General features: G+C 37.4%; 10 protein-coding genes. 4 read left to right on the plus strand and 6 right to left on the minus strand.

The window, feature by feature from the left end; all coding sequences use genetic code 11:
- From O9307_RS11715 to O9307_RS11735, 5 genes are all read right to left on the minus strand, one after another.
- Positions 1–13,341 (minus strand): SprB repeat-containing protein (locus O9307_RS11715; protein ID WP_298299456.1); only part of this gene is annotated, 13,341 nt, incomplete at its 3' end.
- 165 nt (positions 13,342–13,506) lie between these two features.
- Positions 13,507–16,404 carry a PorP/SprF family type IX secretion system membrane protein gene (locus O9307_RS11720; protein ID WP_298299459.1) on the minus strand — a complete coding sequence of 966 codons (2,898 nt, stop codon included), beginning with the start codon at positions 16,402–16,404 and terminating at the stop codon, positions 13,507–13,509.
- Position 16,405: 1 nt separating this feature from the next.
- Positions 16,406–17,896: a gliding motility-associated C-terminal domain-containing protein gene (locus O9307_RS11725; protein ID WP_298299462.1), complete on the minus strand. Its 1,491-nt coding sequence runs from the start codon at positions 17,894–17,896 to the stop codon at positions 16,406–16,408.
- Between the two features lie 95 nt (positions 17,897–17,991).
- On the minus strand, positions 17,992–19,284 hold the full coding sequence (locus O9307_RS11730) for a hypothetical protein (RefSeq protein WP_298299464.1): 1,293 nt from the start codon (positions 19,282–19,284) through the stop codon (positions 17,992–17,994).
- Between the two features lie 107 nt (positions 19,285–19,391).
- Positions 19,392–19,832: a hypothetical protein gene (locus O9307_RS11735; RefSeq protein ID WP_298299467.1), complete on the minus strand. Its 441-nt coding sequence runs from the start codon at positions 19,830–19,832 to the stop codon at positions 19,392–19,394.
- Positions 19,833–20,181: 349 nt separating this feature from the next.
- On the opposite strand from O9307_RS11735, the gene O9307_RS11740 reads away from it, so the two are divergent.
- The 4 genes from O9307_RS11740 (at position 20,182) to recA (ending at position 23,432) form a co-directional block, all read left to right on the plus strand.
- Positions 20,182–21,330 carry a DNA polymerase III subunit delta' gene (locus tag O9307_RS11740; protein ID WP_298299469.1) on the plus strand — a complete coding sequence of 383 codons (1,149 nt, stop codon included), beginning with the start codon at positions 20,182–20,184 and terminating at the stop codon, positions 21,328–21,330.
- Positions 21,331–21,335: 5 nt separating this feature from the next.
- Entirely contained in the window at positions 21,336–21,719 is a 384-nt protein-coding gene (locus tag O9307_RS11745) for a DoxX family membrane protein (RefSeq protein WP_298299471.1), read from the plus strand.
- A gap of 23 nt (positions 21,720–21,742) precedes the next feature.
- A complete protein-coding gene (locus O9307_RS11750) occupies positions 21,743–22,252 on the plus strand; it encodes an acyl-CoA thioesterase (protein ID WP_159689120.1) in 510 nt (169 codons plus the stop codon).
- A gap of 172 nt (positions 22,253–22,424) precedes the next feature.
- Positions 22,425–23,432, plus strand: coding sequence for a recombinase RecA (recA, locus tag O9307_RS11755; RefSeq protein ID WP_064716079.1), 1,008 nt, complete (start codon positions 22,425–22,427; stop codon positions 23,430–23,432).
- Positions 23,433–23,629: 197 nt separating this feature from the next.
- Here recA and O9307_RS11760 read toward each other — a convergent pair whose 3' ends face one another.
- Positions 23,630–24,379, minus strand: coding sequence for a lysophospholipid acyltransferase family protein (locus O9307_RS11760; RefSeq protein WP_298299477.1), 750 nt, complete (start codon positions 24,377–24,379; stop codon positions 23,630–23,632).
- Between the last annotated feature and the right edge of the window lie 65 nt (positions 24,380–24,444).

A 24,444-nucleotide genomic window follows, 5' to 3' on the forward strand; every position in this document is an offset into this window, starting at 1 on the left:
AAGTTCTTGCACTTCTGAACCGGCTACCGTATTTACGAAAATAGCTTGAGGCTCGGTAATGGTTGCTGATAAAAGAACAAAACAACCGTTTTCATCTTGTGCAATAACTTGGTAGGTTCCCGGTGCTAATTCATCAAAAACGCCTGTATCAAAGAACTGATCCAAACGTGGCTCAATCGCATATTTCATTGTTCCCGTTCCACCAGAAGCGGTTACGGTGATGATACCATTGGCTGCTCCGTTACAAGTTACTGGTGTTGGTACAGCTGTTGCAGTAACTGGCACTAAAGGTTCTGTAATAGTTACAATACCTGTAGAAACCACATTACAATCCTCGCTATCTACTCGAACTTTATAGGTTCCTGCACGCAATTGGGTGAAATTACCAGGCGTGGTTTGTACTGGAGTGAAGCCTAATGCACCACCAACACCATTTAATAATGTATAGACATAATTACCTAAACCACCGGTTGCGGTAGCTACAATCACTCCATTGGCATCACCTTTACAATTGATTTTCGCATTTTGTACATCAAGATCTACTTTCAAAACAGGTAGCGGTTCTATTTTAATATCATTCGAAACGACACTAATACATTGGTTCCCATCACGCACATAGTAACGGTAAGTGCCTACTGGTACATTCAGTATGGTTGTTGTTGTCGCAAAAGTGCCATACGTAAGTAAAGAACCCGTTGGATTAAAACTACCATCTGCACTATAGGTATATGTACCTGTGCCACCTGTAGCACTCAAGGTAAGCGTTGATAAAATGGTACACGTTTGCGTCGAAGCCAATACCAAAGTAGGCACAACCTCTGTTGGCTCAGTAATCCCAATCGGAGTGGTAGAAGTCGTACCACAACCCCAGCCATCGGTTACTGTTACGGTATAGGTTCCTGCTCCCAAATTCGTAAACACGGGATCCGCTTGTGGGCCTGAACTAATCATTGGCGTTACCGAAGTCGTATTCAAGGTGTACAAGTAATTCGTTCCTTGACCGCCTGTTACAGGTTGGTTTACGGAAATACTAGCAGTTCTATCGCCTTTACATAAAAGTGCGGCATTGGTAGTAGTGGTCGTAAAAGCAATTGGCGTTGGGTTATTCAAATCAACTGTAGTGAACACTTCACATCCTCTTGAATCTCTCACTTTCACTACATAATTTCCAGCGGTTAAGCCTTCAAAAGTACTAGTCGTACTCCAATCAGCAATAGGAATTACAGTCCCAATTTTTTCCAAACGGAATTCATAACCTCCTGGCCATCCACCAGTAGCAGTAGCCGATATTGAACCATCATTATTACCTGCTACACAAGTAATTTCTGTAAACGATTTATCTATCGCTAAAGCAACATTCGGCCCTGTAATCGTAAAGTTTTTACTTACGGTACAGTTTGGTGGACCTGTCAAAGTCGCAGTAATCGTATAGGTTCCCTTAGCTAAGTTGGTCAAGTTCACCGTGCCTGTTGCTGTTGAAGAAGCATTTTGTATTAAATTTCCAAGAGCATCTTCTACAGTATAATCAAATGGTCCTGCATTATCTATTGGAGTAGGAACTCTATCGATTAAAGTCACTCTCGCACTTCCGTTAGTTCCTCCAAGACAAGTTACGTCTACTACATTGTCAATGGTTAAGTCAAAGGTGTTCGGTTCGTTTACGTAGTGTACGCCAATGATTTCGCAATTGGTCAATAGGTTTTTAACCGTAATAAAATAATTACCTACTGGTAAGTTAGAAAAATTACCTGTTTTATTGGTTTGTTTAGTATATAATGTTCCTTGTGTTCCTGTTGAGGCATCAATATCTACCAAACTAAATTCTAAATCCGTTGTTCCTGTACCTATTGTTGTTGCCGAAACGGTAATGTTTTCAGATAAAAGACAAGTAATCGGGCGCGTAACATTCACATTTATTTTATCCAATTGTACATAAGGAGCAATGATAATTGGAGTGGTAGACGTTCCCTTACATCCTTTATTGTCATACACATTCACAATATAAGAACCTCCTGAAAGATCCCCTTCGGTGTATACGTTACTAGCGCCAAATTGCACTGGAGTACCATTCTTAATAAATTCATAATTCAAGTACGTGCTTGAACCACCAGTAACTCCTGCAACCGTAATCGTAGCTAAGTTACGTGCATTGCCTGATGTACAACCGAATGGAACAGGGGTAATCGTTGGTACGACAATTAGTGCTGGTTCGACTATAGTGATCGTTTTAGTATCCGTACAAGCCCTAGCCGAAGAAACCACTACGGTATACGTGCCCGCTCTCAAACCACTGAATAATGGAGAATCCTGAGCAGGTCGCGCTACAGGTAGATTACCTACAGTTGTAGTTCCCGTCAAAGTATACGTATACACTGGATTATCATTTACGCCAGGTGCTGGTGTAAACATAGTTGCTGTAATCGTACCATCCGATCCTCCGTTGCACGTCACTTCAGTTTTAGCTAAGTCAAAACCTGTGATTGGAGTTGCTTGTTGTAAATCAATATCAGCAAACACTTCACAACCTGTAGCTATATCACGAACAAATACTCTGTGCGTGCCAAATGCTAAGCCAGTAAATGGAGTAGTCATAGGATACGCACCAGTATCGATTTTGTATTGATAAGTTCCTGAACCACCTGTCGTACTTACAGATATTACACCATCACCATTCGCACAAGAAACAGGAGTCGTAACTGTCGGCGTTAAAACAAGCGGTTGACGAATCACCACTAATGCTGTAGCTGTTGTTGGACAACCATTTTTATCTTTTACTGTTACATCATAACTTCCTGGAGCATTAACTACAAACGTTGGGCTATTTTGGAAACCACCACCAATGCTATATTGAAACGGACCAACTCCGGTTGGTGGTTTAACAGTAAAGGTGTACGTTCCATTGATTGGATCTGGACATTCACTGAATGTAGTTGTATCTAAGGTAATGTTAGTTGGATTAGCATCCATAACTACGGTAACATCTAATTTAAATGTACAACCGTTAGCATCTTTTACCCATACATCATATTCATTAGGACTAGGTAAAGTAACAGCTAATGTAGCATTGTTGCTTACTGTATAATCTGTCGGTATAGGTGTTACGTTGTTTGCAACAAATGCATAGGTGTAATTTGGCGTTCCATTTGTTCCTTGAACCGTAACTATGGCTCCTGAATTACAATTTGCATTTACATTACTAATTAAACTTAAACCTAAAGCGATTGGTTCAGCAATAACAAAAGACACATCGTCTGTACAACCCGTTGTGGCATCCGTTACTTGCAAGGTATAATTACCAGGTACTAAACCAGTCAAAGTTATTATATCACCTGCAATGAAAGGTGTTCCTGTTCCAACTGTTAAAACCGCAGTGTAGCTTGTGAAATCCGTTACTTTGAAAGTAGCAGTACCATTGGCTAAACCAAAACAAGTCACATCAGTACTAGCCGAAGCCGCAACAGTAATGTTAGTCACTGGAGCTACAGTGTGTGATTCTTGGTACGTACACCCATTTGCATCGGTTACTTGAAACAAATAATCTCCAACTGGTAAATTGTTAAATACTGCTGGAACAGCAAACCCTGCGGTAATTTGTGCTGGATAAAGCGTTGTTGGAGCACCATTAAACTGAACAATTTCGAATGTCAATGCACCCACTCCATTGGTAGCGGTTACTGTAACACCTGATGTTGGTGCTGGACAAGTTGGCGCAGTAGAAACTACAAAATTCAAGTCAGTTGGTTTGTTTAATGGATTAACATCTATAGTTTGAAGTAAAGTTTCGCAACCATTCGCATCTTTTACTCTATAACTTATAGTTTGAATACTTCCATTATCATTTACCTTATAAGTAGGATCAGAAGTGTAGCCTAATCCATTAAAATTATATAAATAGCCTGAGCTTGTACCTCCACCAGCTGAAACTGTAATTACAGTAACTGTGCTACAAGTAGTATTGGCTGGGAAAGTAGCAGTAGCAGTTAATGGAGTAGCTGGAGCAACAATTACATTCGTATCGTCAAGTCTACAACCTCTTCCAGAATTTACTCTAACGGTATAAGTTCCTGGTAGTAAACCTGTGAATATATTTGAAGATTGAGCAACTGCCAATTGAGGCCCTGCAATAATTTCATACGTATAACTTGGGTTGTTATTACCCGCTCCTAAAGTCACAGTTATAGTTCCATTATTATCTCCTACACATAATGCTGGAGTAGTAGCCGTGGTAAATGTAACTGGAGTTGGAGCTCCTAAAGTAACTACAGCAGTTGTAGTACAATTAGTTGGTGTCGCGGTATCAGTCATTGTCACCGTGTATGTTCCTGCTGGTAAACCAGAAATAACTCCTGTTGTACTATTTATCACAACGCTTGGAAAGGTTGGCGCAATCGTATAGATATAAGTACCCGCAACAGGACCACCAGCTCCAGACATTGTAATTACACCATCATTATTAGCACAAGTTGGTAATGCAGTAATAGCAGGTGTAGCTACTAATGGCTCATCAATAGTTATTGTTTCAGTATCAGTACAACCATTAGCGTCTTTGATAATGATTGTATGTAAACCAGAATTTAATCCTGTAACGGTATGTGGTAAACCAGGAATACTAGCAAAAGTACCTCCGTCTACACTGATAGTATAAGCACCTGTTCCTGCTGTCGTAGCTGTCACGGTAATACCAAAAGTACCTTGTGGCGCACATTTGTTTACTATTGATAAAGCAATAACTGGGGTTGGGTCAAGTAAAACTGAAACTGGTTTTCCAACAATACAACCTCTACTATCTTTAACCCATACATAATAATTTCCTGACTCTACATTAAATGTACTTGGTGCATTCCATAAGGGATCACTTAGAGCTGGTGCTGTATTAGAGGTGTTAAGGATAAAGCGATACGGCGCGGTACCACCATTCGCTACTCCAACAACTTGACCTGCATTAGTATTACAATTGTCATTTTTAGTTGCAGAAGCATTTAAATCTAAAAGTACTGGAGATTCAATAATTGAAAAAGTAGCAGACGCACTTGTACAACCATTATATGACCCACCAACTTCTGTAAACTTAACATAGTAAGTACCTGGAACAAGACCAGAAGGAGAAGTAATCGTTGAAGGGGCTGATGTCGATATAGTCCCAGAAATTCCAGTTGAAACATTGGTTTGATCAGAAAATATCTCCCAATTAACACTTGTGGCTGTGTAATTATCTAGAGTAAAGGTAACACTACCCGTAGCTGTTCCTGTACATGTAACATTGTTAGCCACAATTGGATTAGATGTTAATCCAGTTAAAGGAGGTATAGGCCCAGAAGCTTTTTCAAAATAATAACAACCTGTTATATTATCTCTTACGACAAATGTATAAACAACACCTGGGGTTAAGTTTGTAAATGTTTTTTTCAAATTATCTGGTAAAGCTGCACCATCTGGCGCTAAAAAACTACTACTATACGGAAATACGGCTAAATCGTATATACCAAATTCATAATCTGGAGAAGAAGGAATTGGAGTAGGATTAACACTTACAATGATTGTAGCTCCATTTGTACAATCAGCAGTTGTATAAAGATCTATGAATAAATCGTCTGGTGGAGAAAGCACTTGTATACCAGTCGTTGACTTAGAACAGCCTGTATTATCCGATACAATTACTTCATAATTACCAAATCCTAAGTTAGGAAAAGTATAACTGGAACCTGTAAGATCTGAATGTGTTAAAACTACACCTGTTGTAAGGTTTCTCAGAGTATAATTGAAAGGTGCAACACCATTTGTAATTGCGTTAACTGTAATTGAACCAGCTACAATTGCGGCAGTACAGGTCATATTAACCGGGGTAACCGTATAAGTTATCTCGGTAGGTTGATTCACAACTGCATATCCTGGGTATAAACATCCTTTACTATCTCTTACAACATAAGGATAACCAAGACCTGTAGAAGCTGCAAGATTAGAATAAGTAGAAACTGTAGAAAAACCAGAACCGTTAAAACTATATTGAAATGGTGCTACACCTGCCGTAGGATTTATGGTTACCACACCATTTCCTGATTGATAACATGTCAAATTTGTTATCGATGTTGTAGCTGCAACTGGTGTTGGTGTAATAGTGTTCACAACATTTGTGATTCTAGGACAACCGTTCGCATCTGTAATTTCAAAACGATATGATTTTCCAGTGGTAATACCTGTATCGGTGTAATTAAATGTTGTTCCTCCAAAAGAAGTAGCTGCACCAAAACCAGCACCATCAATATCTACTTTATAACTAAAAGGAGCGAGTCCGCCTAAAACATCAACTTTTATCGTAGCCTCTTGAGGTAATGAACAAGTAATATCTTTTGTTACCAATGCAGTTGCCGATAATGCTTGGTTAACGATAACGGTTGTAGTCGCTGGACAACCATTAGCATCTCTTACTGTGATGGTATAAGTTCCTGCTGCTACTGTAAACGTATTCGCTGGACTTGGCGCCAAACCTGTATTGATAGTATAAGTATAAGGAGCTAAACCACTTGATCCAACAGCCACAATTTGGAATGTACTTCCACTAGCAGAACATTGATTAGTGACTGATGCAGTTACTATTGGAGAACCATTATTAATTATAGTAACGGGAAACGGTAGCGTGGTACAACCTTTCGCATCTCTTACATATACATCCCAAACTAGATTTGCTCCAGAATTGGTATCTACAGTAATAACATTAGAAGTTCCAAAAACAGTAGGGGCTGAAGCACCAGAAATAACCGCAGCATAACCATAATTAGTAGTTCCGCCTGTAGCTGTTACTGTAATTTGTGAATTGTCATTACTACAGAATACGTTAGTTGCAGTTGCATTAGTAATTGTTAAAGCTGCAGTTGGCTGCGTAATAGTAACAGATTTACTATCCGTACAACCTGTTAAAATATCAGTAACACTAAAAGTATAGGTACCTGCAACTAAACCTGTCAAAGTACGCACATCTCCCGATGGACTCAAAGTGTAAGGCAAACTTGCTGGAGTAGAAGATACAGTAATGTTATAATTTCCTGTACTACTAAAACTAGAAACCGTGAATATTGCAGAACCCGTAGTATTTCCGAAACAATCTACATCGGTCAATTTAGTCGCAGTAACTGCAATTGGGGTTAGTGCAGGTACATTATGAGATTTGGTCGCATAACAACCATTGGCATCTGTTACTCTAAACACATAAGTACCAGCAGTCAATCCTGAAAAGATTCCAGTTGTTGCTCCTGTTGTGTTTGTTACAGGTCCCGAAATAATTGTATAGGCCAATGGTGCTACTCCAGTACCAGCAGTTACAGGCACAGTTACTATACTAGTCGTACTTGTAGGAGGTGCACAATAAATTGGCGTATTGCTAATGGTAGCAATCGTTGGTGGATTCAACGGTGCTAAATCAATTAGTTCCATAGCAGACAAACAACCATTAGCATCTTTAACAATAATTTTAATGGATTGTGTGGTTCCGTTGTCATTAACTGTCAAAGTATTACTAGATCCAAAAGAAGCTCCATTGTTATAACTATAGGTGTACCCTCCTGTTCCTCCTGTTGGAGTAACTGTTATTAATGCGGCTTGTTTTGTATTGGTAGGACTACATGTAAATGAAGTCGTTAGGGTGGCATTAGCAGTTATTAGTGCAGGATTTGCAATTATTACCGATTGTGTTGCCGAAGGACATCCTTTGCTATCGGTAACACTTACAGTATAAGTTCCAGCTGGTAATGCTGTAAATTTATTAGTTGCTTGGGTAACATTTTTAGGGCCTGTTAGTATATAAATATAAGCACTTGTAAAACCTCCAGCTGCCATTACGGTAATGGTTCCGTCGTTCGCATTGTTACACGTAATGTCTGTTTTGCTCGTGGCAATCGTTGGGGTAGTTTTGGCAGTAACTATAATGGTGTTACTAGTGGCAGGACAGCCTTTGCTATCCGTTACGGTAAACACATAAGTACCCGCAGTATTAGTAGTAAATGGGAAAGTAGTTGCAATTGCTCCTACACCATTAAAACTTCTGGTATAGGTATAAGGTCCACCATTTCCTCCGGTAACTACTGGATTATCAATCTTTGCATCAGCTATACAAGTTAAATCATCGATTAAAGACACTGCAAACCCTTGTTGTGGGGCAATAACTATATTTGAAATGGTCGCTGAACAATTGTTGCTATCCGTTACAACAATAGTATGGGTACCTGGCGCTACATTAGTAAAGGAATACGTTGTAGCGGCTGAGCTTACCGCTGCATTAGCATTGAGTTGATAAGTAAAACGTCCAGTACCACCCGTAACTTTTACATCTAATTTAGCAGGATTGGCGGTAGTATAACAATAATCTGTTGTGCTATCTAAGACTGCGGATATCGCTGGTACAGCAGTTACAGCTACGCCCACTCCCACAGGGTTTGAACAGCTGTTCGCATCTCTTACAAAAACAGTATAAGTACCTACAGGAACATTGTTGAATATGCCTCCATTATTGCTGAACGCAAAACCAGATACAACAGTTAGTCCGTCAGTCTGACGCAACTCATACTCATACGCTGGGGTTCCCCCACCAGCAACAGCCGTGATGGTAGCACCGGTAGTACAAGTCGCTTTCTTTGTTTCTGAAGCACTTAGCGTCAAAGTTGGAGGCGCACTAATCGTAACATCAAATGGTTTAGAACAAGTCGTCACTGTAGCACCTACAGGGCGTACTACAACTTTGTATAAAGCTGCGCCCAAAGAGGTAAGCTTTACAGGAGAAGTAGTAGAAGTTTGCCAGGTAACACCGTTATCTTTAGAATATTCAAATCCTTTGATCGGGTCAAAATTTTGAGCAGCAATGGTAATTTCTCCATTGCTTTCGCCATTACAGGTCACGCTTTTGTTGCCTGAAATTTGTGAAGTAAAAGCTTTACCTGTAGGCACTACAATAGTAAAGTCTTTTGTTGTAGTACACGTTTTTGGGAGTTGAAATACTTTGATGTCATCAATAGCTACATCGTTACCACTGGTTTGTCTGACATTGGAACGTACAATAAACTTAAGTGTTGTATTCGTTTTAGGATCTAAAGTAAAAGCGGTTTTAGGATAATTTTCCCATTTTTCTGATTTTGGGATATTTCCTGTATTGTACCACGAAATTTCGGTTCCTGAAGCATCAACTAAAGCCACTCTCAAATCGGGATCAAACTGAAAGTTATTTTTATTCAACAAATTCATCGCAAAGAACTCAAACGTAATGGGCTGATTTGGAATGATATTATTAATAATTTTTTCGTATAAAATCTCGGTTTCTGGTATTTGACTACCAATATTTACTACCAAACACCTTCCTTTTGGTGTTGGAGGTACTGTAGGCGGTGTGTGATCTCCCGGTTGCAGCCAAGGTCCAAAAGGCGCAACAATTCTTGCGGTTACAGAATAATCTCCGTCATTTATAGCAATACTACCTCTACATTGTGTAGCTAGTACTTGCCTTTCGAAGCAGTAATACGTAGCATTCATTCCTGGAGAAGTGGTGTCATCTCCATATCCGAAGTTTTCATACAACAAATTACTAAAAGTAGGTACTGTATTTAATTTGTATTCTACTTTGATATTGTGTGGGCCAGGAGATACATTCAGGAATACATTACTTGGAACATTCGTGTTTTTTGTACCATCCAAATAATAATCATAAGTATAGGTGGAACCGCCTGGGTTAGTCACGGTAACGGTACTCGTTGCCGTACCATCACAATTAAAATCTACTGGTGTATTTACATCTATCTGTGGAGCCGCCGGTTCTGGATCAATGGTCACCGAAGCGCTAAAAATACAGCCATTAGTATCTTTTACATACAAAGTGTATGTCCCTGGAGCTTTATAAGCATCATTTACCGTGGTCCAAGTCGCCTGATTGTCGAAACTGTATTGGTAAGGCGCGACTCCTCCTTGAGGATTGGTGATACGAACTCTACCGTAATTTTTTGGAATTCCCAATGAAACATCTCCACAACCAGCCAATTCAGACACCCCCATCGAAGCCGTTACCGCTTCTGCTGGCTGGGTAATACTAATGTTGGGTCTTGTTTCAAAACAATCCACACCACTCAAGCTGTATTTTAACACAGGAGTATAGGTGCCTGGTGGTAGACTAGAAAAAGTACCGTTAGCCACATAAGTCACCCCATTGTTGATACTGTAAGCCAGGGTGTAGCCATTCGCATTGGTTACATTAAATTTAATTTCTCCCGTATTGGCACCATAACATAAAATGTTAGTGCTTGTCAATGAGAAATCCGGTTTAGGATTCGCATTGATGGTTATGGGTGGAATATTAAATTCACAATTGTTTTTATCCACGACTTTGATAGCGTAAGTACCTGCAGTGGTAATGACAATTTTAGGATCGGTTTGGCCAATTGTGGATCCGTTAACATAATAATAAAAAGGAGCTGTACCATTGCTTGGTGTAACCGTAATTTCACCATTAGTACAAGTTAAGGGTTTGGTGATTGCTGGGGATGCTGTTAAGGCAGCTGGGGCAATAATTTTAGCCACTCCATTGTAGCTACATCCGTCTAAAGTACTTACCCTGAAGGTATAATCTCCGGCATCTTTATTCGTAAATTCATATTCTGAAGCCGTGCTATTAATTACCTTTTCAATAGAAACTCCGCCTTTAAACAATTCGTATGTGTATTGTGCGCCGTTATAACCTGTTCCATAAACCTTTATACTTCCTTTGGAATCATGACACAACGGTTGTGTGATGAAGGGCGCTATAGGATTGAAGTCAATTTTATAAATCTGGATGCCACTTACTTCAAAAATACAAGGATTAGTAACTACGCCCACTTGTCTAATGTAAACTGTGTACGTACCAGCAGTAGCAATGCTAAAAGTATTACTTGATTGATAGCCTGACGTTTTAGTCAAACTATATTCGTATCCTGCTCCAACACCATTGATGGTAATGTTTCCATTATTCCCACAAATCATATCTTTTTTGGTAGCAGTAGGGTTTAGTGGGTTTTTATATACATTAAAGTAAAAACGACTAAAACATCCCCCAAAATAAATAGACACCCTATATTGTCCCGAAGCATTGGCTGTAAAAGTGTTACCATCAGGAGCAGCCGTTGTCCAAGTACAGGTCGGACTTACATTGGCACATAAGTCTGATAAATTAGGATCTGGTACACAAGTAGTAGTTTCCCAAGTTATTTTTGTAGCTCCTAAACTAGATAAATCAAGCAGTTTACTGGCTGATTGCCCACACAAGAAAATTTTAGGCAATATACTACCATCATTAACACACTGATCAATTAAACCTGTAGCTGGATTTTTGTTATCGGCATACTGAATTAAAGGATTTGCAGGTTTCGCGGCATAGTCTGCTACAGTAATTATTTCCTCTAAATCGACACACGGGGGTGTTGCTGTATTTTTTACATAGTACGTACCCGGTTTTGTAACCGTAAGCGTTTGAGAAGTCCCGATTACCGGAGTCCCCGTTGGACTCGTCGACCAAGAATAAGAAGCATATCCCCCAGTAGCTGAAATGGTTACATTGTCACCACACAAGACATCATTCCTTTTTTTACAATCGTCTACTCCTACTAAAAAGTTAGTCGATTCGGGCACACTAATAGTACAAGCTGAAAAGGAAGCATAACTGTCCTCTCCAAAGCCCAATCCTCCATTGGTGTTGATTTGACCTGTATACTTGGATCTGGCAGTGTTCTTTATAATGTTGTTACATGGCTCTGTTAAATTGGCACAAGTAGGAACAACTTGCACTTTAAAAAGTATCGGTACACTTTTACTACCATTTTTTAACACTAAATTATCCGGGACGGTAAATGTAATGGTTCTTGTAGTTGCATTGTAGGTATGCGTCACTCCTGCTGGTAATAATGGATCAATATCAACTGGATAATTAAAGATAGTATTAGCCGGTAATTGATCGGTAATGGTAAAGTTTTTGGCATTGTCGTTGCCTACATTTTGAAATTGAAGTTGATATGTCAATTGTTCGCCTAATCCTACTGGAGCATTATTTGGAAGAGGAGCTACGCCTTTTAAAGTTGTTTTAGTTAAGATGATTTTAGGTTCAATAATTTCAACAGCAATAGCATTAAAATAATAAAAGTAAACGTCTTGCGTACTTCCCAAAGTTATTTTGGCGGAAGTTACGTTGTTACCTATTGCGGAATTATTGTCATTTTTTATAGTAATAATTCCCGTATCATAACCCAAAGTATTGCTACTCGCAGGAATACGATTGGGTGAGGAAAAATCGGCTGTGTTTTTAGTAATTGGATCAATATAAGTGATCGAGCTATTGAAAAAATTGTCTGTTGCTCTCAAAGTAGTTCCTGAGGCTGTCGCTGCACTTTGCCTCACCCCATTAATTTCCAAATAGTCCCCTTTTATGGGTTTATCCCCTTCTAAGGCTGCAAATGCAAAACTTGCATTTACAGGGCCTACAGGAATGGTTCTGAAACCGGTAACATTGATGTCCAAAGTAGTTGCTCCTCCAATCCCACTAAAACCATCATAAGAAGTAATAGAACGTGCAGGCAAATTAGGATCTTCATAAACAATATACAACGACCAACCAGCAGATAATCCCGTGCTTCCATTTTTACCAACACTCGACAAAACATTAGCAACAGTATACGTTCCATTAGCATTGGCTAAAGGTTGTACTAAAGAAGAAACATCTGCATAACAGGCATAAGGTCTGTTTTTACTTGCTCCAATTCCATCGGTCTGATTAATCGCATCATAAATTAATTGCCCTGTTACGGTATTATATCCCCCTACTGGCGTTTTGAATTTGATAGTAGTAAATTTAGTTCTATCCAACGAGTTATCACCATCTCTAATAATCGCCGACCAATATAAAGCTGCATAGGCTATCTTATAACAAGGAGTCCCAGGAGCATTAGAATTAGGAATGGTCAGTACAGCACTACTAGAACTAAACGTACCAGTATCACCATCAATATCCACATATTGCATATCAACATCTGAATTAAACACTCCATTATCATTGAAATCATTATTGTTCACACTCAGGATATTATTCCCAATCAACAATTGATCTCCTTTTACATTCCTGTCAAATCGAATATCGAACGATTTTAAATTTTGTCCATTAGATGATTGAGTCATAAAAAACAAAATTCCTACCAAAGCAAAAGCATGGGATAGGAATCGATTTTTCAGTTTGTTAGTCATCGGATTTGTGATAACAAATTTGGCAAGAAGCAACGATAAGTTTTTGGAAAAAGGGCATAAATTTTCCAAAGATAACATTTGTAAAATAGTAGGTTTTTTCATGGTTTTGGCATTGTATTAAGGTCTTCATACTGATTTCTTTGGGGCAGAAATCAGCATAAAAGAATATGGTATTTATAATTTCGTTCTTAAATTTAATTTTTTCATCACTGTCTCTTCATGACTTAAAATCTACTAGCTAGTAGGATTCAAGCTCATTCTATCATTTTAATTTTCTACTTTAATAATGGCCATTTTACTTGTAAACGGTTGTTTGCCTTTGTTCACCATTTCTCCTTGAGCTTCTTGAATGGTCTCGAACTTAGTCGCATAAATATAATAGCTACTAGTGCTAGCGTCGTAGAAAAACGAAACATTACGTTGACCCGAAGCTACCATTTGTGCTAAGAATTTATCGCGTTTGGCTATATCTTTATGAACCGCTAACACCACATAGAAAGCACTTTCTGTATTGGCTACACGTTTCATAATTTGCATGTTCGATTGTTCTTCACCAAAATCAAAATCACTTTCTTTAAGCGGAGTCGAACTAACTTTAGTCGTTTCCTTAATGCGTTTCAACGTGGCTTGATCTTGAGCATAACGATCCGTGTCATTCAATGAATTCGCTCGTTTGATTCTACGTTTTTTCTCTATCTCTACCGCAACTTTAATATTATCTAACGTTTGTAACAATTTATTATTACTTTGTATACTAGTTACTTGCTCTGCTTTTAATTGATCTATAGATTTTAAATAGCTTACACTTAAAGCATCTGTAGGACTTGCTCCTTTTTTGATGCGTTCATCATACAAGCTTTTAATTCTACTGAGGTTATCCTCTTGCATTTTATTCAATGCTGCGATTTGAGATTTCAACGATTCAATAGCGGCATTATCATTAGAAGAACTCTTAATTTCCTGAGGCTCTTTAACAATACCTTGCTCGCTTAAATCATTTTCTTCTTTCATCTCTCTTAACTCCTTCGCTTTATTGGCTACTTTTTGATCCAATTGCGCAATCAGAGATTTCTGCATTTTGCCCGATTCTTCAGCTTGTTTAGCCAAATTATCAATTGCTTTAGCACTTTCGTCTTTAACCACAGGAACTATCGCAGCGGCGGCGGCTACTTTCGCTAAACGAATTTTTTCTGCTTCTGCATCAGCTTTTGCCTTAGCATCCACAGCTATTTTTTCTTGACGAACACGCTCGGCTTCTGCATCCGCTTTGGCTTTAGCATCGGCTGCTGCTTTTTGTTGCGCTTCCGCATCGGCTTTTGCCTTAGCCTCCGAAGCCATTTTTTCTTGACGAAGACGCTCGGCTTCTGCATCGGCTTTAGCTTTCGCATCGGCTGCTGCTTTTTGTTGCGCTTCAGCATCCGCTTTTGCCTTAGCATCCGAAGCTAATTTGGCTTGACGTACACGCTCGGCTTCTGCATCCGCTTTGGCTTTAGCATCGGCTGCTGCTTTTTGTTGTGCTTCCGCATCGGCTTTTGCCTTAGCATCCGAAGCTATTTTTTCTTGACGAACACGCTCGGCTTCTGCATCTGCTTTGGCTTTAGCATCGGCTGCTGCTTTTTGTTGCGCTTCAGCATCCGCTTTTGCCTTAGCATCCGAAGCTAATTTGGCTTGACGTACACGCTCGGCTTCTGCATCGGCTTTGGCTTTAGCATCGGCTGCTGCTTTTTGTTGTGCTTCGGCATCGGCTTTTGCCTTAGCATCCGCAGCTATTTTTTCTTGACGAAGACGCTCGGCTTCTGCATCTGCTTTAGCTTTAGCATCCGCTGCTAATTTTGCTTGACGAAGACGCACAGCTTCAGCGTCAGCTTTGGCTTTAGCATCCGCGGTTAATTTTTGTTTTGCCACTGCTTCGGCTTTTGCCTTAGCATCCTCTGCTATTTTTTCTTGACGAAGACGCTCGGCTTCTGCATCGGCTTTGGCTTTAGCATCGGCTGCAGCTTTTTGTTGCGCTTCCGCATCAGCTTTCGCTTTAGCATCCGCTATTTCCTTTAATTTAGCTTGACGCATGGCTTCTCTAGCCGCTTGTGCTTCTAATCGAGCAGCTTCTAGATTAGCTTTATCGACTGGAGAAAGCAAAGTACTTTGTTTCGGTTGGGTACTTATAGGTTTTGCTGAAGGTTTCGTTGGAGCTTCATTTGGCTTAATTAAAGCACCTTCTTCTTCATCATCTCCATAATAATACGTTTTGTTTTTGAATTTGTAGGCCAAAACAATATCATGTGAGGCACCAAAATTATCGAAAGCACCCATCGCCTTTTCAAAATTATATTCAATTGAAATAGTAGAAGTAATATTTAAACCAATACCTCCAGAGACTCCATATAAGCTATTGTATCCAGCTTGTGCCCAAACACCCATAGGAATTGAAAACATGGCCAATCCAGAAACAACCGTTTTATCTTTTTTGAACTCAGAACGTACTAGAGCAGAGAATTTACTTTTGTCGAAAAAACCATAGGAATCCAAATATCCCGTATACATAATATGGGCTTGGATCGCTTTTTCTGGATCATCCTTAAGCATATTGGAAGTACCAAAATTGTAACTAACGATATTATTTAATGCTAAACCAAAATCTAAAAAAGTAGTTCCATAATTAATCCCTGGACTAACCGTAAGTAAAAAATTGGAAGGAATATTGTTTAAAGAAGGATCCGCAATGCCGTTTGTGATGACTTTTCCAGCGTCCAAACCACTCTTATATGCACCTAAATTTAACCCAAAAGTAAGGTTACTATCTTGTTCTAAAATGACATTATGTGTAAAGTTGGCTACCGCACCAAAAGTCGCAAGTACACCATAATTTTGTTTAAAAACACCTAAACCTACTCCTTGATTTTCTAAAAAACGTCCTGAATAACTGGCAAAATAAGTAGTGGGAGCATTATCAAATTGAACCCATTGTCTTTTACTATATAAAGTCGCTACAGTATTTTGTTCACGGACAAAACTAAAGGTAGGATTGATTACAAATCGATTGTATTTTAAAGAATTTCGTATCGGAAGGGAAAACGAAACAACTCCATCCTCAGCCGGAACAGCTTGAGCATAGAGTTCGTGGTGCATACCATAAAAAAAAGCAATGAATAGTAAAATTTTCTTCATATTATTTTATCACAGTTATTGATCCTTTTTTTACCTTTTTATCTGGAGTAGTGATAATATAATAATAAATGGGATTCACGTTTTTAAAATCGGCAGGGCTGGTTACGCTAGGCCAATCGTTTTTATAATCATTGGTTTGAACCACGACTTCACCCAAAGCGCTTACAATTAAAACTTCGGTATTGGTACCACTTACATAGGCTAAAGGAAGGATCCAAGTATCATTGATAAAATCTCCGTTTGGACTAATCACATTAGGGATCTCAGCAACATCTGGAAAAGGATTCGGATCCGTTGAATAGGTTACCTCAAAGGTTAAATCTTTGGCTACAGAACAACTTCCAGGTTGCGTAATGGTCACTTTGTAAATTCCTTTAACAGTAGCACTATACGTGTTTGAAGTTACGTTGGGTATTTGAACGCCATTTAAAAACCACTTATACGTTGGATTTGTAGCATTAGTGGTAACCGCTACAGCCAAACTTTCACCAGGAACAATAGCATAAGTAGCCGCTATATTTAAACTACTGGTAAAAGAAACTTCTTTCAAATCTATGCTCGCATTAGCATCACAAGAACCAAAACCTACTTTTACACTGTATTGTCCAGCTGTGGTAGCCGAATACGTTTGATTTGTAGCATTGGGAATCGCCACGTTATCTTTATACCATTGATAAGTGTTTCCTTTGGTAGCTGACAAAATGGTTGGCCCTTGACTAGTACAAAAAGGATTACCCAAACTTGAAGTAATGGCAGCTGTAGCGCCAGAATTAGATGAAGTAACGGTAACACGATTAGAATATGAGTCAGAAGTACAAGTCCCATAATTGGTCTCGGCATAATAAACCCCAGGAGAAGTTACGGTATAATTAGCTGCTGCTGCAGAAGCAACTTTAGTTGGCAAAACTGTTGGCCCGTTGTCTCTAAACCAATTAAAGGTAAGTCCTGGATATTTTAAAGGAGAATCATTGGTTACAGCTCCAGGGTTGTCGATTGAAAGCACATAGGATCCTCCAGAGCAAATTACCACATTAGAGGAATTATTATTAATGGTAAATTGACTATCTTGTGGCTTATAGTAGGCAGGAAAAGAATTGGAGAGCTGACTAGTTGCAGCTGGTGAAGTACTTCGAATACGCAATCTATAGCCTTCTCCACTTGTGGTCACAGGAACAGCAAAAGTTATTTTGGCTGGCGAAGTCGTTATCGCACCCGCCACAGAAGTGTGCAATACCGTAGGTGTGACGAAACTTCCATTACCGTCAGAAAGCTCGACAATAAATTGGTTTGAAGCTGTAATTCCACTAGTTGGAGTGAAACTAAAAGTAACATCAAAAGTATTGAATGATGGATTGGCACAGATCTGAGTAAACGGGAAAGTAGGTTTTCCAATTGCGATTTGTGCCTGAATTTTATTTACAAATGGGAAAAAACCAATTGAAAAATAAAAAAAAAATTGTACCAAAAAAAAGACCTTATTGTACCTTTTCATGTTTTAAATCTGTGGTTTTACAAGGTTTTTGAATAAAAAAATAAAAACTTCGATTGTTGGGGTGCAACCAAAGTTTTTATTTTTTTAAAAACAGTCTAGTTGTTGTTTGATGCTGTAATTTTTGAAATTCTTAATCTGAAATCAGGTCTTTTTTCATTTGAGAAATCAATAAATGCCTCAGCGTTGTTCTTTTTATCATATACATTAAAAAAGGCACTATTGCCATACCAATTTTCTAACTCCTCATTCTCAGGGTTAAACTCGGTAAAAATATTTCCTTTACAGAAGTTAATGTATAATTGTTCTAATTTAATTTTTTTCAAATTCGGCGCTGTAACTTCCATTTTGGCATCTAAAACTACAGCAGGGTTAAAGCCTGAAATCACACTTTTCTTTAATTCTAAAAAGGTGTTTTCTGCAACACGCACGGCATCTTTAATCAAACCATTTTGCATGTCAGCTGCTAAATCATCACTATCGTTAACAAATGTCATATTACTTGCTACGATGTTGGTCTGTTTTTTATTAAAATCAACTTCGCTTTTTTGATCATAAGAAGCTAATTCAAAACATCTTGATGCTGAAGTATTACTAGATATATAAGAAGATCGTATCGCTAAGGAATTATCTATTTTACATTGAACACCATAATTAAACTTATAGTCAATTCCGTTAGATTTTAATGAAATCATTTTACTCATTACAACATCACCACCATATACTTCAAAAGAATCTCCTGCACAATAACTTACCATAACATTTTCAACAGTGGTTTTGTTGCCTACTCCACCTAAAAACAATCCATTAAAGTTACCACTTCCTTTTACTTTTTTCCCTGCATATTCAATGCGAACGTAACGTAAAACTCCAGAATTTGCAGCAGGATTACTACCACCGTAAACAGTCATTGCATTATCTAAATCATAATTTACAGAGGCTACTCCGCCAAATTTATTTATTGGCGCATCGCCTAAAATTATTAATCCTCCCCAATCACCAGCTTTTTTAACACTACGATTAGAGGTGAAAACAATAGGATCGGTTTCTAAACCTTCAGCAATGATTGAAGCGCCTTTTGTTATTACTAAAGCGGCTCCTGAATCAAAATCACCAATAATTACTGTACCCGGTTCAATAGTTAAGACCGCATTATTAGTAACATAAACTGCACCTTGCAATAGGTAGATATTCTTTTTTAACAATTTAGTGTTAGAAGAAATAGTACCGGCCAATATTTGATTGGCTTCACCATAATCCACTTTAGCCGGCTTAAATTCTGTCCAATTGCTCAACCAATTTGTAGAACCTATGATGCCTTTCTCTTGTTGTGCATTTGCACTACAAACAACCAATAGCAATAAAGCTAAAACTTGAATACTTTTTTTCATAAGGTTAAGATTTAGGGGGGGGATATATCTTTCACATCTATTTAAAGAGTGACAAATGTTGAAAACAATTTGGTTAAATTAATGGAAGTTAAGTCTAAAGACAACTTCTAGTTTTCACCTAGAGAATTCAACGATTTTAAAGTTTCTTCATAAAACAAAATAGCAGAAATTAAATTTCCTTTATCTGCGTATGGTACCATTTTTCTTTGAAATTCAACTGTAACGTCTAAGAAAGAATTCATACTTTCTGACTGTACTGTCAATGCTTTAGTATTGTTAGCATCTTCTGGAATACCTAAATCAGTTAAGGTTACCCCAGGCTTACTTACTAATGCAATGTATGGCAACGTTTTAACTAAAACTTTAATTCTTTCGATGTACAACTCCAAAAGAGGCCCTTTTTGCAACTGCTCCAATTCTGGCTTCGTATAGTATTTTTTTACTAAAGCTGTTCTACTAATAATACTCTGAGGAACTTTAGTTTGTGCAGAAGCTATTCCTACAGTTAATAAAAATACTAACCCAAAAAAAATAATTTTCCCTTTCATGCTTTTCTTTTTTGTTAATTAAAATGTTAATAACAAAAATAAACAAATTTACTTAACTCACAACTTTTCACAATAATTTTATGAATAAAAAATAGTACATAAATTAAAAAAAGTGGTTTTTTGTCGATAAAACAAAGCACTTAACAAATTGTTTAATAGGTATTTATACGTAATTTATTAACTTAATATTAACAAGAATATAGATGAAAAAAGCCCAATTTTAACAATTTCAAATTGTTAATAAACAGTAATTATTTACAAAAGGAAATGATAAAAGCGACCTAAGTAATCCGCATAAAGTTTAATCCATAAAATTTTCGTCTCAATCAATTTCTATTATCTTTGCTTTATGCTATTTTCATCTATTCTAGGTCAACAACACATTAAAAATCATTTAATTAAAAGTGCCGAATCCGGAAGAATTCCCCATGCACAATTGTTTGTAGGGCCAGAAGGATGTGGAACACTTTCCATGGCGATAGCCTATGCACAATATATTCTTTGCAATACTACCAATTGTGAGAACCAAAATGGAAATGAAAGTTGCCATTTGAAGTTTCAAAATTTAGCACATCCAGACCTCCATTTTGTCTATCCAACCGTTAGTACAGAAGAAGTAAAAAGTAAGCCAAAAAGTATTGATTTTATAACGGATTGGCGAGCATTCGTACTTCAAAACCCATATGGAAGTTTATTAGATTGGTATTCTTTCCTTGGGGTCCAAAATAAACAAGGTGAAATACGAGTAGATGATGCGCAAGAAATACTAAAATCATTAGCATTAAAAGCTTACGAAGGGGGACATAAAATAATGATTGTTTGGATGGCTGACAAACTCAATACGGCAGCAGCTAACAAATTACTAAAACTGTTAGAAGAACCACCAGAGAAAACGATTTTTTTATTGGTAACCGAAAATGAAGAATCCATAATTTCTACTATCCGTTCAAGATGCCAAGCTATTCATTTTAATGGAATTCCAGAGCATGACATCACCCAGGCTTTGGTTGATTTACAAAAGTTGGATGTAAAATTGGCTCAAAATATAGCCCATCAAGCACAAGGAAATTACAATAAAGCCCTACACCTATTACATCAAGATGCTGATGATTTAGCCTTTGAAGAATGGTTTGTGGTTTGGGTTAGAGCTGCTTTTAAAGCCAAAGGCAATCCTTCTGCAATTCAGGATTTGATTCAGTGGAGCGAACAAATCGCTCAATTAGGAAGAGAAAGACAAAAAAAATTCTTAGAATTCTGTATCGAAATGTTTCGTCAAGCTTTATTGCTTAATTATCAAGCTCAGGAATTGGTCTATCTTAGCCCGAAAGTTGAAAAATTTAAATTAGAAAACTTTGCCCCTTTCATACATGGCGATAACATTAATGCTATTTTTACGCAGCTATCAGAGGCTTTGTATCATATTGAAAGAAATGGAAATGCAAAAATAATCTTAACCGACTTATCCATCCAATTAACTCGATTAATTCATAAAAAATAACGCTCATGCACAATACTGCCTCACTTTTATTACTTGTATTTTTGGCCATCACATTCCTACAATCTGGATATGACAAAATATTCTACTGGAAGGATAATGTAGCTTGGCTTAAAGATCATTTTGCCAAAACACCATTAAAAAAACAAGTTCCTTTGGCCTTAGCAAACGTTCTTATTTTAGAACTACTCTCAGGAATTTTATGCATTGTTGGAAGTATCGAATTATATCTAACTAACGAAAAACTTTACGGATATTATGGCGCTGTATTTTCTTGTCTTACCTTATTAATGCTTTTGTTTGGACAACGTTTGGCCAAGGATTATGATGGCGCAAGAACCATAGTAATCTATTTTGTTCCAGCAGTACTAGCGGTTTTTTTGCTCAACTAATTTTAATATTTTACCTATACTATATGATTCCAAAACATCCTTCAGAATCTTTAACCATTTTAACAGATTTGGTTTTACCAAGTGAAACCAATCCATTAAATAATCTTTTTGGCGGAGAACTTCTAGCACGAATGGATCGCGCTGCCAGCATTGCTGCAAGAAGACATTCTAGAAGAATAGTTGTAACTGCTTCTGTAAATCATGTAGCCTTCAATAGAGCCGTACCTATCGGAAGCGTAGTTACTGTAGAAGCGAAAATCTCTAGATCATTCAAAAGCTCAATGGAAATCTATATTGATGTATGGATTGAAGATCGCGAATCTGGCCAAAGAAATAAGGCAAACGAAGGAATTTATACCTTTGTGGCCGTAGATGATACTGGAAGACCTGTAGAAGTGGCTCCAATTATTCCGGAAACCGAATTAGAAAAACAACGATTTGATGCTGCTTTACGAAGAAAACAATTAAGTTTGGTACTTGCTGGAAAAATGAATCCTCATGATGCTACAGAATTGAAGGCACTATTTAGTTAAGAAATCATGTCGTGCTATTTTTTATTTTGAATACTAAAAGAGTGCGCGATTAGCATTAAAAAAAAATGTATTTTTACCTTAACTATTTTAAAAATATTTCGTTATTTCCATAAATAAAAAATCATATACGCCAAAAATTAGTTATAACCCAAAAAATTAGATGAAAGAAAAGATGAGTTCAGACAAAGAAGCCAAATTAAAAGCGTTACAACTTACGCTTGACAAATTAGACAAAACCTACGGAAAAGGAACGGTAATGAAAATGGGCGATAAAGCCATTGTAGAAGTAGAAACAATCTCTTCCGGTTCGTTAGGAATAGATTTAGCATTAGGAGTTAATGGATACCCAAAAGGGAGAATCATCGAAATTTATGGTCCTGAATCTTCAGGTAAAACTACGCTAACCCTTCACGCCATAGCCGAAGCTCAAAAAGCGGGAGGAATTGCTGCATTTATTGATGCTGAACATGCCTTTGACAGAAATTATGCTGAAAAACTAGGAGTAGATATTGAAAACCTAATTATTTCTCAACCTGATAACGGAGAACAAGCTTTAGAAATTGCGGAAAATCTAATCCGTTCTGGAGCAATTGATATTGTAGTAATTGACTCGGTAGCTGCCTTGACTCCAAAAAGTGAGATTGAAGGTGAAATGGGAGATTCAAAAATGGGTTTACACGCTCGTTTGATGTCTCAAGCCTTAAGAAAGTTAACAGGAACTATTAGCAAAACACATTGTACTGTGTTTTTCATCAACCAATTAAGAGAGAAAATTGGTGTAATGTTTGGTAACCCAGAAACAACAACTGGTGGTAATGCTTTGAAATTTTATGCTTCCGTTCGTTTGGACATTCGTCGTTCTACTCAAATTAAAGACGGAGAAAATGTTTTAGGAAACCGTACCAAAGTCAAAATTGTAAAAAACAAAGTCGCTCCACCATTTAAAGTAGCTGAATTTGATATTATGTATGGAGAAGGAATTTCAAAAACTGGAGAAATTTTAGATCTAGCTGTAGAATTCGAAATTATTAAAAAAGCGGGTTCTTGGTTTAGTTATGGTGAAACCAAATTAGGGCAAGGCCGTGATGCTGTAAAAACTTTAATCAAAGACAATCCTGAATTAGCTGACGAATTGGAAGTGAAAATAAAAGCACATATCAAAGAATTGGCTAACGAATAATCCATTCAAAAAAAACTAAAAAGCTATCTATTCCTCTTTTTTACAGGAATAGATAGCTTTTTTGATAGTATCTTTTCACAAAAGAAAGAAAAAACTTATTTTTAAAATCGCTGAGAATCGGATATTTAAAAAAATTTAGATACTGTATCGAAATATTTAAAAATAAAGAAGAATGAAAACAAGAAAAAACTTAATATTTACCTTTCTGCTTTATCAAAATTCTTAAGTTTATTTAAAATAATTGTACGAACTTTTTCTTTTATTTCTTTTCTAGCTTCACCTGTCAATCCATTCGTTTCAACAATAGAATGGATATGTGCCCTCATCAATCCAGGACTACCACTAAAAAAAGTATAAGAAAAACGCTTTTTATTATCGGGGAAAGTTATAGGTAAGATAGGAATTTGGTGTTCGATAGCTAATCGAAATGCACCATCTTTAAACTCGTCTAATACTATTGATTCATCATCTGGAACACCACCTTCAGGAAAAATACAGACACTCAATCCTCTTTTAATCCTTTGTTGGGCAGCTTCAAAAACATCCCTCCTACTTTTAGCTGAACCTCTATCTACAAGTATACAAGTTCTTTTGTAGAAAAATCCAAATAAAGGAATTTTAGATAATTCCTGCTTTCCAACAAAAACAAATGGATTTTTTATGATAGCCAACATCAACATGATATCAACCATCGAGGTGTGATTCGCTACAATCATATAACTCGTCTTTGCTTCTAAAACAGGTTCTTGATTTACTTTGTAACTAAAACCCATTCCAAACAAAATAACCTTTGCCCAAATCCGAGCCATCTTAAAAAAATAGGGATAGCCACTCTCTGTCAGAATCGAGATCACCAAAAAAGGAAACATCACCAGTATAGGAATGGCCATCAAAATGTAAAACCAAATCCTCCAAATTATCCAAAAAAATACTTTCAACATTCTCATGGTCTCAAAAGTAAGGAATTTTGAATACCAATTGTAAAAAAAACAAGCAAGAAAAGTTACATCAA

This window comes from Flavobacterium sp. (assembly GCF_027531905.1).
Taxonomy (GTDB): Bacteria; Bacteroidota; Bacteroidia; order Flavobacteriales; family Flavobacteriaceae; genus Flavobacterium.